This window comes from Roseovarius sp. Pro17 (assembly GCF_035599575.1).
Classification (GTDB): domain Bacteria; phylum Pseudomonadota; class Alphaproteobacteria; order Rhodobacterales; family Rhodobacteraceae; genus Roseovarius.
Map to the genome: position 1 here is coordinate 775,607 of NZ_CP141179.1, position 15,867 is coordinate 791,473.

The following is a 15,867-nucleotide window of genomic DNA, read 5'->3' on the forward strand; positions in this document are numbered from 1 at the left end:
ACTTGGCATGGCATTGCTTGAAGTTGACGGACTGACAAAAAGCTTCGGAGCGCTCTCGGCGCTCCGTGGCGTCTCTTTCTCCATAGAGAAAGGCGAGGTGCTGGGGCTGGCCGGACCAAATGGATCAGGCAAAAGCACCCTGTTCAATATGTTGACCAAAATCCCCACCGGCCCGGATGCGGGTGAGGTGCGTCTGGATGGTCAAAGCTTGAAGAGGATGCGCGCCCATCAGATTGCCCGTGCTGGGCTGGTGCGCATCTTTCAGACTGAAACTGATTTTGGTGATCTTTCGGTGATCGAGAATGTTCTCGTTTCTATGCCGCCCGAGACACAGCCGGGTCGCCGGGCGGGCCGGGGCGTCGCGATGGCGCTGCTGGCCGAATTCGACCTTGCGGATCACGCGGACCAGCCTTCGGGCGAGATCGGCGTGTTCAATCGTAAGAAACTGATGATCGTAACGGCCCTAGCCCGACAACCCAAGGTTTTGCTGCTGGATGAACCTGCGGCGGGCCTGTCCAAGCCCGAGGTCAAGGCAATGATCGCGCTGATCAAGCAAATCAACGCCAAAGGGATCGCTGTAGTTGTGATCGAACATGTCATTTCTCTGCTTCTTGCACTGTCAGAACAGCTGATCGTACTGAATTACGGTGAGGTTCTCGCACGCGGCAATCCGCGCGATGTGGTGCGCGACCCGGCAGTTGTGGAGGCATATCTGGGAAGTGCGGCCGACGATGTCTGAACACGTTCTGCAAGTCGAGGGCCTTGTCGCGGGCTATGGGCGCCAGCCGGTCCTCCATGGTCTTAATCTGCAAGTCGGGATAGGCGATACCCTTGGCCTTATCGGTCCCAACGGACATGGAAAGACCACCCTTTTCCGTGCGATCTCAGGGTTGATTCCGGTGTGGCGTGGCACGGTTCGTTTTTTTGGCGACGACATCACACGCCTGCCCACCCCGTCCATTGCAGCGCGGGGCCTCGTGCATGTGCCGCAGGGCAACCATCTATTCCCGGATATGACCGTGTTGGAGAACCTGCATTTAGGAGCCTATGCACCCCGTCCACGCAAAGCGTGGCGCAGCACGCTGGAAGAGGTATTTGCCCTTTTTCCACGCCTTGAAGAGCGTAAATCGCAGCGCTGTCGCACACTGTCGGGGGGCGAGCGTCAGATGGTCTCGATCGGCTGCGGACTAATGGGGCAGCCCAAACTGTTGATCCTTGATGAGCCGACGCTGGGCCTGTCACCGCGCCTGAAGGGTGAGTTGCGCGATGCGATCGGGGAAATCATCGCGTCGGGCACGCAACTGATCATCGTCGAGCAAGACCCTGAATTTCTGCGCAAACTAACCACGCGGCAGGTTTTCGTCGAAGAAGGGCTGGCGCGGAATGACTTCGTGTCTGGCAGTTTAGAGCACAGCAAGATCATGGAGATGTATTTTGGAATGGATTGACCAGATTGGCAGCGCGGCCCGCGCCATATTTGCGTCGGGCCTAGTGCTGTCGTCGCTCTATGTCCTGATCGCGGCTGGGCTAGCTATTGTGTGGAACACGCTGGGTATCTTCAACTTCGCGCATGGCGCGATTATGGTGATCGGTGCCTATGTCGCGTGGACAGTTTCGGATCCTGCTGCACTGGGTTGGGGATTGCTACCCGGTATTGTCATTGCTGTCGCGACTTCCGCCATACTAGGGCTGGTGATAAATCGCCTGCTGATCCTGCCATTCCTGACCCAACCCAACCTCGTTTTGATCACGGTCATGACCACGCTGTCGGGTGCGTTCTTTTTGGAGAACTCGGCCCTGCTGATCTGGGGGCCACGGATCAAACAACTGGAGAAAGTGGTATCTGGAAATGTCTCGGTCGGTGGAACCGCTATCTCGGGACATGAGGCGACGATTATCGTGTTGGCACCGCTCCTGATGCTAGGGCTGTGGGCGTTTTTGCGCTTTACATGGGTTGGATCGGCCGTGCGGGCCGTGGCGCAGAACCGTGAATTTGCCGAACTGTCGGGCATTCGCGCGCGCGCCATGTATGCAGTGGCCTTTGCCATCGCGGCGGGTCTTGCAGGGTTCGCTGGTGTGATGCTGGGTGCTATCCGCTTCATCACACCAGGGCTGGGCGGCGAGCCTTTGATCAAAGCGATGATCGTGGTAATACTGGGAGGGCTCGGCTCAATACCCGGCACCATTATCGGCTCATACCTCGTGGGCTTTGGTGAGGCCGCATCGACCTATTTTCTTGGGGCCTACTGGACGCAGGCCGCGCTCTTCCTCGTGTTTATTATCATTCTGGTAATCCGACCCAATGGGATCATGGGCCGCAAATGACTCGCAAGCATCTTATCATACTTGCATTCTTCGCGCTGCTGGCGGTGCTGCCGCTTATCACCAATGACAGCTATATTCGGCATGTGTCCATCGTCGCACTACTCTATGCGATTGTGGTTTCGGGGTGGAACATCTCGCTGGGTTTCGGCGGCGTGTTCAACTTTGCACATTTGGCCTTCTTTGCCATTGCGGCCTATGCGACTGGAATTCTAACGAAAACCTATGGTTTTCCCAGTTGGATGGGTGTTCCCATTGGCGTCACTGCGTCGGTTATTGCCAGCCTGATCGTCTGCCTGCCGGTGCTGCGATTAAAGGGAATTTATGTCATCCTCGTCACATTCGGTTTTGGGCAACTTTGCCTGCAATTCGTCTTAAATCAACGCTCGCTAACCGGGGGCAACTTTGGTTTTGTCCAGATTCCGCCGCTGCGGGTCTTTGGTTATTCCTTCCGCTCGGACCAGGCTTTGGGATATTACTATCTGGCCTTGGTCGTCTTGATCCTCACCATCCTATTGGTAAGTTGGTTCCGCCGATCTCCCTTCGGGTGGCGCGTCGCAGCACTGCGCGAGAACGAGGATTATGCCATCGCGCGAGGTATCGCGCTTGCGAGGGTGCGGCTTGCCACATTCGCCTTTTCTGCTATCTTTCCGGGGGCAGCAGGGGCAATTTATGCGCAATATGTGCGAGCGGCCTCACCCGACATGTTTGGTTTTTCATTTCTCACCATCGCGTTATCGATGCTTCTTCTGGGAGGCGTCGCCACTGTGTGGGGGCCGGTGGTTGGCGCATTGGTGTTTGCCATTCTGACCGAAATCATGACCCCGCTGGGGCCAGGACGCTATCTGGTCACAGCTGTACTAATTGTGTCGATCCTCAGGTTTTTTCCTAAGGGGCTTGCGGGCATCCCCGATGGTCTAGCCACGTGGCACGCCAAGTGGCGTGGGCAAAGGCTGTCGAAAAGGCCTCATGCAATAGACTGATCCACGACAACTTTAATATCCAGCATGTGATGAGCCTTTGATGATGGGTTGGTTGGGCGACCGCTCCTGACGGCACTTGTGCTAATTTGGTACGAACTGGATCAGGAGGATGGGACTATGAAGGAAGGATCAATTATAAGGGTTAATTTGGCCAAGCTAGTACTTCAGCTTTCTAGCGCGACTGCGAAGGTGAAGTCGTTTTTTAAAAAAACTGTCGCGCAAACTGTTCTTGGCTTTTCGGCGACCGCATCCACATTGCCAAGTTGCAATGGAATCCTACGCGCCTGAACACTATTGGGCCCGGCAGCATTGTCAGAGGAAATCGACATGAGGCGGGCTGGTCGGTGGCCGAGTGTTGCAGGGTGACAAAACGCTCCGCCTTTCGACATGTCGAAAACCAATCCCGAAATCATTCGTCTGGCCGTGAAAATTTATGTCCACTTTCCGCTGTTGCTCAAAGATTTCGCGAGCACGTTGTGCGAACGCGGGATCGACGTGACACATAGGCAAGGTCCCAATTTTGTTTGAGCCTCAGGTGACGTTTCTCGGCTTTAGATCTATGGCCTGCGAGGTGGAGAAGGTTCGACGGGGGTCGCATTCCCTCCGCCACTTGCCCTTGAGAAACTGTTCTCCCTTTCCGGCTGAGGCCGAATTTTTCCGTTATTTCCAAAGGTTATGCGAGTTGCGCTGAGCACCGCCTATGCTAGGAATCGTGTAAAACTGTTCTCTCTGGGCCGTCGTTCTCTGAAGCTGATGACTGCGCCTTTTTTGGTGTTCAGGTTGTAAGGTGCTGCTTTAGGACGATTTATTTGAAACCCCAATATTGACTTCGATGCCAGTCTCGTTCGGCCAGATGGAACTGAAATCGGAATATATTTCCACAACGACAGAGACGCAGTTCGATCAAATTGCCGCGACGCAGCATTCGACATGAAGGGCGGAAAGCGGGCCTTAGCTGCAGGTCCATTTGTCTCATTGATTCGTGGCAAAAGCAGACCCAGCGAAAGCTCTGACGCCAGATACCGTTGCCCTACTGGAAACCAGTTTTTCCAGATCTAAGCTGTTTACGCTGGATAAACTTACGGTCATTGTTAACATTCTGCTTCAGGTTGAATGTGACAAGCGGATTTTGCTTCGTTACGAACAAATCTGGCTTGCAGTTTGTCTCTTATCAAGAGTTCGAGAGGCTTATATTGTTTTGTCGCGATGCTGAGGCCTCGCTCTAATGTTTGAGGCCAAAATGACAATTTCGATCAACTCCCTCGTCGCCGAGCTCACTCCAAGCAATACTGTTCTGGTGTTTGGTGCGGGGGCGTCCCTACCCTCGGGGGCCCCAAGCGTTTGGAACCTTTGTGAACATTTGGCTCCGCTAATTGGCGAAGAACCCGGGACCTATAACTTTGCTGAACTCTGCTCCCTGTTTGAGTATAAAAGGAGCCGCAAAGATTTGGTTGCCCAGGTAAGGCATAAGTTTAAGGGGTTGCGACCGACTGGCGGCCTGCAAAATGTAGCCGAATATGATTGGGTTTCGATTTTCACGACAAATTATGACGATCTCGTCGAAAGGGCCTTCTCAAAGAAAAACAAAGACATTCGAGTTTTTTCTTCAAATTTTGACTTTGGCGAACCAACGCCTCCGACCTCGACACCAATACTCAAGATACATGGAACGATTGGCTATGATACTTCGGATGGGCATCGGTCCAAATTGGTTCTGACTGAGGAAGACAATGATACCGTAGAAGATTATCGTGAAGCTCTCTACGACAGGCTTAAAAATGATCTAAACTCACATGATGTTGTTATAATTGGGCAATCTTTAGCTGATCCAGATTTAGACAAATTAGTGAAGCGAGCCTTGAAGATTCGGCAGAAATCCTATTCTTCGGCAAGAGTATTCTTGCTTGTCTATACGGAGGACAACAACCGCGCGATGCTTCTCGAAAGAAAGGGGCTACAGGTCGCATTTGGTGGTATTGATGATTTTTTCTTTGAACTCGCAAAGCAGTCTGATCAGCTCGTCCCCGTTTTTGAAACCTCCGATGACCCCCTTATTCAAAGCGCTATATTACGGTCTATTACCATCGATATTGAGCATCAGGCAAATCAGATGCCGCCCGATTTCGCGAAAATGTTTGGAGGACGCGCACCATCCTATGCAGACATCCGAGCGGGCTTCACCTTTCCCAGAACCCACAAGGAAAGAGTTTCTGAAAAACTACAGAAGGATATTCAGTTTTCAGTAATATTGGGCGCAAGTGGCGTTGGGAAAACATCTCTAGTTCGACAAATTGCATTTGACCTTGTTGGAAAAGGTTATTTGGGCTGGGAACACAATCCAGACCGGGAATTCATCGCCGATGAATGGAGATCCGTCGCCAGAGCTCTAGACGATAGCCAGCGCGATGCTGTGCTAGTGCTGGACGATGCACATCTTTATCTTCATGAAATAAACAACCTAATTAACTGGCTGCACGATGATGGATCAATACGCCTACGACTTATTTTAACATCCGCCAAGAACCACTGGAAGCCACGCATCAAAACCGCAAACCTATACAAGTCCGTGGAACTTCTAGAATTGTCTACACTGAACCCATCTGAAATCAGTAGCCTTCTGTCATTGGTAGAGGGTGTTCCAGAGATCGCAAAGCTGGTGGACCAGAGCTTTAGAGGCTTTACTCTTCAAGAACGTAGGCGTCGACTGATCGAAAGGTGCAACAAGGATTTCTTTGTCTGTATGAAGAACATTTTTGCAAATGATAGCTTCGACACAATCATTTTACGTGAGTTTTCGAGCATCAGTTCAGAGTATCAAACTGTTTATAAAATAATTTGTGCCTTAGAAAGCTTCGGCGTCAGAGTTCACCGCCAACTCGTGGTTCGGTTACTTCAAATTGCAGCTCAAGACATTGGCCTAGTTCTCGAGAACCTTGAGGGTCTAGTCGACGAGTATCAGATCAATCACCGTGAGAGCATCTTTGGCTGGAGTGGACGGCATCCAGTAATTTCTGAGATTATTTCGAAACATAAGTTTAGTGGTCAGGAAGAAATTTTCGCATTATTGAAGCGGGTGATTTCGAATATTTCACCGACATACGACATTGAAATCAGAACGCTTCGGCAGCTTTGTAGCTTTGAAGGAGGTCTATCACGTGTTTCGGATGTATCATCTCAAAATGAGCTTCTCAGAATGATGATCTCGGTAGCTCCACGAGAAAGGGTGCCACGGCACCGCCTTATCACTAACCTAATTCGCAATGGCCACTTCCCAGATGCAGAAGCTGAAATTAGAATTTTTGAAAATGACTTGGGAGCTGATGGACCTGTCCGCAGATACAGGGTCCGCCTTCTCATAGAGCGTGCAATAGGCACGTTGGGTTTGATGCTCGACGACAAAGCAAAGATGTTGAACGACGCGTTCACCTCAGCCTTGGTAATTCTGAAGGGCGACCCATTCAATCGCCAGAGCCTTCAGCTTCATGCAGATGTGTCCTTAGAGCTGTATCGCGTATCCGGGGATAATTCATTCATCGACGATGCACTTGAGGCAATGAAAGTTGCTGAAAAAGAAATCGGCGACCCTGATATTACTAGAATGATTCATCGCTTTGAAAGGCGGGTTTCACCAATAAATGGGGATGTCTTCGAGATGGAAGCTATCGAAGATACCGATCAAGACTGAGATTCCCCCCAAATGCTGCAGTGTGTGTGAGAGGCTGCTTTGGGGAAGCTGCGCCGCAGCACCGGTGATTCATACCAAGGTCGGCTAAGTGCCGGGAGCGGCGCTCGCTACCCTTCAGCCCATGTAAAACAAGCTTGACGATGTTCCAGAACTAAGGCGTCTGTATCAACACCTTGCTTCGCCAAACCTTCATCGACCATTCCTCTTTTGAAACCGTATTCAGCTTCGCCTTCTCGGTCTGGCGGCACATCCGGGCCCAACTTGACTTCATCTTGTCGCACGACCAGAGAGGGGAGCTGGGGTAGCCCGTTAGCTGCACAATGGCGGATAATCGATTGCATCAGTCCATTATGACCGCCGATTTTGCGGTAGTAGGTGGACCATTCGGCTTTAGGATTGTTTATGCATGCCAGTGCCAATTCCTTATAGCTGCAAAGCCGCTTTTCAAACGCTACTGAGGTCAGAAAGGCGATCGCGCGAGGGATGTCGAAGTGCGCCTTTACCTTGGCAGCACTTCGTTCCGCAAGAATGTGCTTCGCAGCGGTTAGGTTTTCTTGCTGTTGTGGAGTTAACTTCGGGGCGGCTTCGCTGCGCCGGATGAGTGTGTCCAACGCTTCGTCACTGCGATTGCTAAGATAATCCGTCATTTACTCACCAGGCTTGCAAGTCGCGATTGGAATCAGGGTGTTAGTTTAGATCGTAAAATTCCTGAAATCGCCTCAAATCTTACACCAGCGCCGCTCGGCAGGCGTTTGTACATAAATGGATATTCGCCCCACCTTAGGGACTTCATGCGCCGTTGCCAATGTCCGCAATGCGGCGCCGCATTGCGGCGACATGGACGCACGCGAGCGGCTGCTAAGGGCCGTTCTTGTCGACGAAGTCGGCAGCAAAGTCACGATGCCGCGCCGCATCCGAGGTCGGCTTGGAGCCCATCTTGGAGATTTCTTGTATTGCAGCGAATGACTGCTCCAGCTCCGACAGCGCGCCCTGTGTCCGGCGGGTGATGAGGGTCCGCGACTGCGCGCCCCACCGCTCGGCCCGGCGGAAAACCTCAAGAATCACGGCATAGATCTTGCCGCCGCCGCGCCCTCCGTCAAGCAGCAGGTCCCATTCGAGGGGCAGCGACAGGACGCGCGCCTGAAACGGCATGGGCGCAATGTCGATGGTGGCGGGGTTGTGCATCATTGGGATAGTATAGCCGAATCAGTGACATGCCGCTTTGGGAGATACTTGTTGCCTGACCTTGTCCAACTGACCGCCGCCGAACTCCTCGCGTTCCATGCCCAGATAGGCGAGGAGCTGCGGTCGCGGGGCGTCGTGCGCACTGCCAACAACCCGACCGGCGACCTTGCCGAACACCTGTTCTGCGCCGCCTTCGGCTGGACGCAGGCCCCGAACTCAGAGCGGGGATATGACGCGACCGGGCCGGACGGGACGCGCTTCCAGATCAAGGGGCGGCGGGTCCACCGGCGCAACCCTTCGCGCCAGCTATCGGCAATCCGCGACCTTGCAGGCGGGCACTTCGACGTGCTGGCGGGCGTGATCTTCGATGATGACTTCTGCGTGGTCAGGGCGGCGCTGATCCCGCGCGGCGTGGTGGAGGCGCGGTCAACCTACGTCGCCCATACCAACAGCCATAAATTTATCCTGCGGGAGGACGTGTGGTCCGCCCCCGGGGTCCGCGACGTGACTGCCGAGGTCGCGGCGGCGATGCCCTAACCCTTCCCCTTGATGAAATCTTCCAGCGCATCCGCAATGATCCTGCGCGGATCACCGAACTCATAATGTGCAGCGTCTTGCTGGACTTCGTGGCTCACGCCCCCGTCCACCTTTGTCGGCTTCCCATCGACAAAGACCTTGAGATGCCAGCCGTCCCCGTCGCTGACCATCTTGATTTCAAACGAGCGCCCCTCGTGATCGAACGTCTTGACAGTATGCAAATGTAACCCTCCCGGAATGTCCGGGATCAACTTGTCACTTCGTCGGCGTCACGTCCACCAACTTGCGGTAGTCCTCGGGCGTCATGGCGGAGGGCAGGTTGATGTTGACCTGCACGGCGCTGCCCTCCAAGGGCTCGCCCGTGCGGTACGAGTGGCGGGCCTTCAAGGCAAAGATCACGGCGGTCACGTTGCCGTCCATCGCCAGCTCCTACAGCTTGGCAACTAGGCGGTCATGCTCGATGGCCCGGCCCCGGTCCAGCACCTTCTGAACCTCGGGTTGGCGCTCAATAGCCGACATTGGGCCGATAGCGGTTCTGTCCGCAGAGCGTGAGTTCGCTGCGTCCTTGATTTTGCAGTCGCAGCGAAAGTCCGGAATGACGGGCTGCATCGCAGCGGAGATAGGGCCCGGTCAATGGCCGGTATGGGCCGGGAATAACAGCGCTTCCAACGGACGCCCGGTTTGATGCTGCGCAGCCTCTAAGGCCGGCTTCTGAGCCCAATGCGGTTGGTAAACGAATTCGCGACGTTTACCTTGATAGATTTTCGAGTGGCTTGTAGTGCAACCAGCAAAGATCATGCCAACTAGTTTCGAAAGAGTAGCAATGTCAAAGGTAAAATGGGTCGTCGGCGCGTTGGCGGTAGTTGGGGCCAGTACTTACGGATACTTCGAGTATATGCGCTATTCTGTCGGTTATTATGACTTGCCTGAGGATGTCCCTGAAACCGCTTCCGTACACTCATTTAAGGGTGGGCTTAGAGGAATATACCTAAATTCCCCAAATGAAATCAGAACGCGAGAACACAAAATGGTCGGCATCTCAAGCGATTTGCCGGAATGGTATAATGGGGCATGGTCGCACTGCAGTAAACCTGAAGACGACTTCGATATTGAACGACTTGGAGTCAAACATGAACCGGGTATGAGATTTGAGGCCCTTTGCTACATCGAAGTTGAAGGAGAGAGACCTGTGTATTCTGGCGCCCTCTTTTCAGTCCCCAACCTCTAGGACTTACCCGCCTCGTTCGCACAGCAGATGGTCTTTCGGTTCTGCGCTGTGGCTAACGGCCGTTCATGTCGATCAGACGGGCGGGGCAGCAGGGATGTCTGCGGCGTTGCCGCATATCGGCTTTGAGCCCATTCTCCCCAATGCTGCGCGATGGCGAATGTCAGCTTCTACTGACCTGACCGAAAACGTGACAAAACCAAGCCGACGCTTGCCAAGGGTTGGTGGCATTGGATTTTCAATGGCTGCGCCAATCATGCAATCTTTGCTGGCAACCACCGTTTCTGTCATCCCCAAAATTCTCGATATGCCTTTTGAGTCGCTGAGTTCTTCGTCAACTGGAGAACTTCGCATCCCTCCCGTCCGCGAATAGACACTCTGATCAAGCTAAAGCTCGAGACGTTCAGCTGGAGCCTAACGAGTCAACACCCGTACCTCTCAAATAGACACCATTTTTGCAGGCGTCACAGAGGCCTGCACGAACGCCCTTACCAAGAAGAAACAATGAAATGTTATTTTCATCACAAATCGGGCAGCTATTCTGTGGTGCGAATTTTTCAACTATGTCCACAATGAGTGAAATCCTAATTTCCGGAAAGTATTCGGGATTTGGTTTGCTTTGATAAAGTGCCGTGACCAGCTCAGTAGTCGCTTTGTCCCTCTCTGACAGGTATTCAAATAGTTCAGGCATCTCGTCCTTCAATTGCTTTGCTTGCTTGCGAATAGTTTCAACGTCAAATTTCATGGGAATCTCCATTAGAATGAACTATATACCAGTAAGTATAGCATAAATTTACATCGCCTCATATATCTGCTTGATCTTCGTCAAGGCTACTTGCACTAGCGGCGGCTGACCCGCTCGCAGGCATCTGGACATCACCTTTTAGAGATGTTTTCCAAGTGCATGGATGCTGCTCACCCGCGAGTAGTGAAGAGGTGTGCGATGGACACCACCAATGCGTGTCTGTTTCCGGCTGACACGACCGCTTCTTGCGCAAACCCATTCATGATTGGCCGCCGAGAGCAGCCATTGGCGCAAGCGCGGCGAACTCATGCTTCGCCCTGCATAGCTGATCTTCAACCGCAACCAATGCAGCAAGATGCACGAATGGCAGTAATGCGAAAGCTGCAGCGCAGCATTAGGATGACCAGCGAACGGTCGGAGAAGGCCAGTCGCGTCAGTCGAACAGTTCCACCTGGCGCGTCCACATTACGGGGAATGGTTCCAACAAGCCTGCCAAAGCCAGCTGCGCATCCTGCCGCCCGTTCAGGATCGCCCCGACAATCTCCGGCGCGAGCAAGGTCAGCCGCAGGACGCGCGTCATGTAGGACGGCGCGATGCCCTCGCGCTCGGCCAGCTCGGCGATTGTGACAAACTCCCCCGACTCCAGCATCCGCTTCCATCGGAACGCCCGCGCCAGTGCCTTGGTGAGCGTGTTGTCCGTCTTGCGCTGGTCGGAGGCTCCATCCGGCAGCTGCATTTCCTTGCGGCCACCACGCTTCACGAGGCGAAACGGGATATGCACTGTCACGGTTTCTGGGGCTACCTTCGCGCGGGTCATGCCGCCGCCCCGAGATCAGTCCTCATGTCGCGCGCCAGCCCGGTCAGCCCGTCCATGCGGAGGCGCACATTCAGACCATCGGTGCCGATATCGATCCGCTCGACCAGCAGCGCAACGATGCGCGCCTGCTCGGCCGGGAAGAGCTCGTCCCAAAGAGGATCGAGGCGGGTCAATGCATCACGCGTTTCGGCCTCGGTGATCTCCCCATCCTGCGCGCGTGCCGCCTTCCATGTGCCCGCCACAATTTCTGGCTGGCGGAAGACCGCGCGCAGTTGGTCAATGACAGCTTTCTCGATTTCGCCTGCCGGGACGCGTCCAACCGGACAGGATCCAGCACCGTGCTTCAAAACGGTCTGGCTGACATAGTAGCGATAGAGCTTGCCGCCTTTGCGCGTGTGGGTCGGCGAGAAGGCGGCACCATCCGGGCCATACAGAAGCCCTTTCAGCAGTGCGGGCGTGTCGGCACGGGTGTGGGCTGCCCGTTTGCGGGGGCTTTCGGTCAGGATGGCATGGACTTTGTCCCAAACCGCGCGGGTGATGATGGCGTTGTGCTCGCCGGGATAGCTGGTCCCTTTGTGCACGGCCTCGCCGATGTAGACGCGGTTGTTCAGCAGCCGGTAGATGAACTTCTTGTCGATGCGGTTGCCACGGCTGGTGGTGACACCCTTCGCATCCAGTTCGCGCGCCAGTTCAGTGCCGGAGCCGATCTCGACAAAGCGGTCGAAGACGCTGCGTACGATCTCAGCTTGGGATGGGACGATGACCAGCTTGCGATCCTTCACGTCATAGCCGAAGGGCAGGTTGCCTCCCATGAAGATGCCTTTTTTCCGACTGGCGGCGAACTTATCGCGGATACGTTCTGCCGTCACCTCACGCTCGAACTGGGCAAAGCTGAGCAGGATGTTCAGCGTCAGACGCCCCATGGAGGTGGTGGTGTTGAACGACTGAGTCACGGAGACGAAGGTCACATCGTTGCGGTCGAACACCTCGACCAGCTTGGAAAAATCCATCAGCGACCGCGACAGGCGGTCGATCTTGTAGACGACGACCACGTCAACCAAGCCATCTTCTACATCGGCCAGCAGGCGTTTCAGGCCCGGGCGTTCCAGCGTTCCGCCCGAGATGCCACCGTCGTCATATTGATCGCGGACCAGCACCCAACCCTCCGACCGCTGGCTGGCGATGTAGGCCTCGCAGGCCTCCCGTTGGGCATGGAGACTGTTAAACTCCTGCTCGAGGCCTTCCTCGGAGGATTTCCGGGTATAGACGGCGCAGCGCAGTTTTCTGACGATGGGTTTGGTCATGTGCGCCTCCGGTGATTTTTCAGGCCGAAGAACACCCAGCCGTTCCAGCGCGTGCCGGTGATGGCGCGGGCGATGGCCGACAGCGACTTGTAAGGGCGCCCCTGCCACTCAAACCCATCGGCGGTGACGGTGACAACCTGCTCGACACCCTGCCACTCACGCAACAGCCGCGTGCCGGTGATGGGTGTCAGATCAGCGCGGATGCGGCTCTTCTTGCGGTCGCCGCCGTCCAACTGTTCGCCGAGGGCTTCCAGCCGCTTCACAATTTCCGGTTTCAGTCCGCCATACGCCAACTCCTGAATGCGGTAGGCCAGGCGGCTTTCAAGATACCGGCGATTGAACGGGGGCGGCTCGCTGTCGAACAACTCGCGCCATTGCTGCTTCAGGTCTGGCGTCGGTGTGGTCTTGAGCGCGGCTAGGCGGGTTGGGATGGGATCGGGGCTGGTCATGCGGTTCTCCTTTGAGTTGGAGGTGCATGAGCGCTCTGGTCGGCCGGGTTGTGTAGCGGAATTTCTCCATGTTTGGCAGATACTTCGGTGGCGTATTTCATGCGAAGGCGGAGCAAACCAAGCGCCAGCAGGTTGCAAAGCTCGGCGCGGCGCTCGAGCGGTTTCATGTGGATCGGGTTCAGCGGATTGGGACCACAGGATAAAGATCGGCTCATGCAGGCACTTCCTTGATGAAAGGGTTCTGCAAGGGGAAAGCCAATCATCCTGATGAATTGGGACATATGGTTGTCAAATTCCGAGCATGATTTCTGCGTGCACGTTATACGGTAGTAAAGCCTTTGGAGATCCACATGGTACGTGCCCCGACCAAGACCTGCCCAAATCTCTCTCGGCTGTTTGATGAGGCTGAGACGGATCAGGTTGCCACCTTTCTGAATATGAGGGCTTTCGAGAGGCTGAGCTGGCTCGATAAATACAAGTTCGATCCTGCTGAGCCTGGTACGGTCAATTCTGCCGAGGAGATGCTGCTGCAGGAGAAGAAGGATAGATTGGCCCCTCTGGAGACCGAGGCCACTCGGATCGTCACGGTTGCCGGGTCTCGCGGCCAATTCGCGCTGGAGGGGCTGGGGAGGACAAAGCTTGAGTCCGAACGGACAAGGAGTCTGATGGGCCAGAGGGACGAACTCGCGCGTAGCCTATGGACCTACATCAACGAGAATACTTTGTTCGAGGCGACGGAGAACAGCCTGCATATGCGGCTCTACCGGCGCTATGACAAGCACTACCAAACATTCATGGTCGAGCCGTCCCATGAACGTGGCGCGAACGCGGCAAGTTCCGTACTCGACTTGCTTCTGGCCGATCTGAACACCCGGCTTGATCGCGGAGATGGCTATAACATCGACCGATTTGACATTCCCGCGGGCGATGGCGAACCGGCGGCGGAGATGTATTTGCTGTTCCATCCGGATCCGCCAACCAGCGTTCGGGAGATCGACGACGCTGGCAACCGTTCTCGGATCTACTTTCGGCCTCCGGGCGAAGCAATGATCGTCTACACGCCGTCGACCGGGAGGGTTCATGTTCGAGCGGGTAATCGAACCCTGCGGCACACGATTGCAGAAAGCTTCATCGAGACTGTTCTGGATCAGCCACCTTCCCGACAGCCGGTTGATTTTCAAGCCTACGACATCTCGCTGTTCTTCGCGGGTTTCGAACTGACGCTGCCTGATTTTGAGGATGTGATCATCCTTCGTGCACAGGTGATACGGGCTGACGTCAGCATCGGCAATCTGGCCAATCGCCTTTCGCTCTCGACGACGATCAACCAAGACATGTCGGCGATCATCGATAGTCAGCCTGGGCTTGGAAGAATATTCGAACGAGCAGTCGCGATCCGCTTCGTTGAGATCGCGGTGCAGTATCGGCGGGCCGGTCGGGACACTGAAGAAACCCTCGATTTCACCATCACCGACCGCAACACCAGCAGTCTCCTCAGCCTCGACGACCCTTTCGAACGAGTTCTGGGGCATCGACTGCTGCGAAAGTGGGACATCCTTCTGGAAGGTCGCGCGCCAAGCGAAGCAGAGAGCATGGCGGCGCTACCCGCCCTTTTGGCGCTATGGGACATAAGTGCTGACAAGGTCAGTGGGGCATGGCTTCAGGAACGCCGTATCGACCCAAGTTTTTTGACGGAAGTGGGATTTCTGGTCCCGGCAGGATGGGAGGGTGACGATCTTATTGATGATGACGACGGTTTGGGACCAATGGCTGCGGAGGTCGTTTTGCGGCCTGAGGGAGCCGACCTGAAGGCAACGGAAGGTCAATCAGCGCCCGGCGGACCGCCGGATCGGTACCGTGTCTACAGGGTCCGCGAAGGATGGGTTGCCCAACACCTTCGCGAACGCGTTGCTGATGTGCTCGATGCTCCTGCTGTCGAAGATCTGAATTCGCACATTCTCGCCCTCGGGACATTGCAGATTGATGCGCGCGATGTGCCGGTCTATCTGGTTCGCGGTCTTGCGGACTAGCGGGTGCGCGCCAGTATCGATACGGAGCTGAGGGCGCGCCCGGATCAGGGTATTGGCTTGGTCCTGCAGGCCGGAAGAACCGTCGGGTCATGTCTCGCGGCGAATGTGCTGACGCCAATCATCGATCATATCGAGGGTGATCTGCCCGAGATATCTCTCACCGCGGATAGCCTCAAGACTGTCTTTCGACGTAACCGAGGTCTGGCCAAGGGCGGCCAGACTGTCGACCTCGACCGAACAGGTGAAAATGCCGGGACGCTCTTTGTCCCCGGGAAAGGCACCATCGGCATATCGGGCGAAAACCGGCTGATTGTGATCGAACGGCTGGTGACAGCCCATAACAACGGTCCTGCGCCGATGGCAACTGCAGATCTCACCAAGGGGTTCGGGGAGCAGTCGCTGGCGAACATCTTCAATCAGCCCCTCTGGAACAAGCTGAAAGCTGATTTCGTTCGGTCCCCCAAATCTGGGCAGTGGGAGATCGCGATTTAATTCTCAACTCCGATTCAACTCCGATCAGAGGGTCTGACTAACTCCGATTCGACCGGCCAATAGAGGTGCTCATCCAACGACAGGAGCCCTCAA

At 55.0% G+C, this 15,867-nt stretch carries 19 protein-coding genes; 9 read left to right on the forward strand and 10 right to left on the reverse strand.

Annotation, left to right across the window (positions count from 1 at the left end; translation table 11 throughout):
- The first annotated feature begins 7 nt into the window (after positions 1 to 7).
- The 5 genes from U3654_RS03740 (at position 8) to U3654_RS03760 (ending at position 6,990) form a co-directional block, all read left to right on the forward strand.
- Positions 8 to 739, forward strand: coding sequence for an ABC transporter ATP-binding protein (locus U3654_RS03740; RefSeq protein ID WP_324754020.1), 732 nt, complete (start codon positions 8 to 10; stop codon positions 737 to 739).
- Positions 732 to 1,448, forward strand: coding sequence for an ABC transporter ATP-binding protein (locus U3654_RS03745; protein ID WP_324754021.1), 717 nt, complete (start codon positions 732 to 734; stop codon positions 1,446 to 1,448). Before U3654_RS03740 ends, U3654_RS03745 begins: the two co-directional genes overlap by 8 nt.
- Entirely contained in the window at positions 1,435 to 2,325 is an 891-nt protein-coding gene (locus U3654_RS03750) for a branched-chain amino acid ABC transporter permease (RefSeq protein ID WP_324754022.1), read from the forward strand. The genes U3654_RS03745 and U3654_RS03750 overlap by 14 nt, the downstream gene beginning before the upstream one ends.
- On the forward strand, positions 2,322 to 3,305 hold the full coding sequence (locus tag U3654_RS03755; protein WP_324754023.1) for a branched-chain amino acid ABC transporter permease: 984 nt from the start codon (positions 2,322 to 2,324) through the stop codon (positions 3,303 to 3,305). The genes U3654_RS03750 and U3654_RS03755 overlap by 4 nt, the downstream gene beginning before the upstream one ends.
- Positions 3,306 to 4,545: 1,240 nt before the next feature.
- Entirely contained in the window at positions 4,546 to 6,990 is a 2,445-nt protein-coding gene (locus U3654_RS03760; RefSeq protein WP_324754024.1) for an SIR2 family protein, read from the forward strand.
- 107 nt (positions 6,991 to 7,097) lie between these two features.
- Here the strand turns inward: U3654_RS03760 and U3654_RS03765 are convergent, their stop codons facing one another.
- Positions 7,098 to 7,637, reverse strand: coding sequence for a hypothetical protein (locus tag U3654_RS03765; protein WP_324754025.1), 540 nt, complete (start codon positions 7,635 to 7,637; stop codon positions 7,098 to 7,100).
- Positions 7,638 to 7,848: 211 nt separating this feature from the next.
- Entirely contained in the window at positions 7,849 to 8,178 is a 330-nt protein-coding gene (locus U3654_RS03770; RefSeq protein ID WP_324754026.1) for a hypothetical protein, read from the reverse strand.
- Between the two features lie 48 nt (positions 8,179 to 8,226).
- Here U3654_RS03770 and U3654_RS03775 point away from each other — a divergent pair, with 48 nt between their 5' ends.
- Positions 8,227 to 8,712, forward strand: a complete 486-nt coding sequence (locus U3654_RS03775; RefSeq protein WP_324754027.1) for a hypothetical protein — start codon at positions 8,227 to 8,229, stop codon at positions 8,710 to 8,712.
- Here U3654_RS03775 and U3654_RS03780 read toward each other — a convergent pair.
- Positions 8,709 to 8,933: a hypothetical protein gene (locus U3654_RS03780; protein ID WP_324754028.1), complete on the reverse strand. Its 225-nt coding sequence runs from the start codon at positions 8,931 to 8,933 to the stop codon at positions 8,709 to 8,711. The two genes, U3654_RS03775 and U3654_RS03780, sit on opposite strands and share 4 nt — an antisense overlap.
- 34 nt (positions 8,934 to 8,967) lie before the next feature.
- Positions 8,968 to 9,132: a hypothetical protein gene (locus U3654_RS03785; RefSeq protein ID WP_324754029.1), complete on the reverse strand. Its 165-nt coding sequence runs from the start codon at positions 9,130 to 9,132 to the stop codon at positions 8,968 to 8,970.
- 403 nt (positions 9,133 to 9,535) lie between these two features.
- On the opposite strand from U3654_RS03785, the gene U3654_RS03790 reads away from it, so the two are divergent.
- A complete protein-coding gene (locus U3654_RS03790; protein WP_324754030.1) occupies positions 9,536 to 9,940 on the forward strand; it encodes a hypothetical protein in 405 nt (134 codons plus the stop codon).
- Positions 9,941 to 10,012: 72 nt separating this feature from the next.
- On the opposite strand, the gene U3654_RS03795 is transcribed toward U3654_RS03790, so the two are convergent.
- The 6 genes from U3654_RS03795 to U3654_RS03820 all read right to left on the reverse strand — a co-directional run bounded on the left by U3654_RS03795 (position 10,013) and on the right by U3654_RS03820 (position 13,467).
- Positions 10,013 to 10,291, reverse strand: a complete 279-nt coding sequence (locus U3654_RS03795; RefSeq protein ID WP_324754031.1) for a hypothetical protein — start codon at positions 10,289 to 10,291, stop codon at positions 10,013 to 10,015.
- Positions 10,292 to 10,340: 49 nt separating this feature from the next.
- Positions 10,341 to 10,682 carry a hypothetical protein gene (locus U3654_RS03800; RefSeq protein ID WP_324754032.1) on the reverse strand — a complete coding sequence of 114 codons (342 nt, stop codon included), beginning with the start codon at positions 10,680 to 10,682 and terminating at the stop codon, positions 10,341 to 10,343.
- Between the two features lie 433 nt (positions 10,683 to 11,115).
- Positions 11,116 to 11,499: a hypothetical protein gene (locus U3654_RS03805; RefSeq protein WP_324754033.1), complete on the reverse strand. Its 384-nt coding sequence runs from the start codon at positions 11,497 to 11,499 to the stop codon at positions 11,116 to 11,118.
- Positions 11,496 to 12,803, reverse strand: coding sequence for a recombinase family protein (locus U3654_RS03810; protein ID WP_324754034.1), 1,308 nt, complete (start codon positions 12,801 to 12,803; stop codon positions 11,496 to 11,498). Before U3654_RS03810 ends, U3654_RS03805 begins: the two co-directional genes overlap by 4 nt.
- Positions 12,800 to 13,252, reverse strand: coding sequence for a DUF2924 domain-containing protein (locus tag U3654_RS03815; protein WP_324754035.1), 453 nt, complete (start codon positions 13,250 to 13,252; stop codon positions 12,800 to 12,802). The genes U3654_RS03810 and U3654_RS03815 overlap by 4 nt, the downstream gene beginning before the upstream one ends.
- Positions 13,249 to 13,467 carry a hypothetical protein gene (locus U3654_RS03820; protein WP_324754036.1) on the reverse strand — a complete coding sequence of 73 codons (219 nt, stop codon included), beginning with the start codon at positions 13,465 to 13,467 and terminating at the stop codon, positions 13,249 to 13,251. The genes U3654_RS03815 and U3654_RS03820 overlap by 4 nt, the downstream gene beginning before the upstream one ends.
- Before the next feature lie 135 nt (positions 13,468 to 13,602).
- Here U3654_RS03820 and U3654_RS03825 point away from each other — a divergent pair, with 135 nt between their 5' ends.
- Together U3654_RS03825 and U3654_RS03830 are read left to right on the forward strand one after the other, a co-directional pair.
- Positions 13,603 to 15,282 carry a hypothetical protein gene (locus tag U3654_RS03825; protein ID WP_324754037.1) on the forward strand — a complete coding sequence of 560 codons (1,680 nt, stop codon included), beginning with the start codon at positions 13,603 to 13,605 and terminating at the stop codon, positions 15,280 to 15,282.
- Between the two features lie 3 nt (positions 15,283 to 15,285).
- The gene (locus tag U3654_RS03830; RefSeq protein ID WP_324754038.1) at positions 15,286 to 15,774 is read left to right on the forward strand and encodes a hypothetical protein; all 489 of its coding nucleotides are present in this window, start codon (positions 15,286 to 15,288) and stop codon (positions 15,772 to 15,774) included.
- Positions 15,775 to 15,867: the final 93 nt, after the last annotated feature.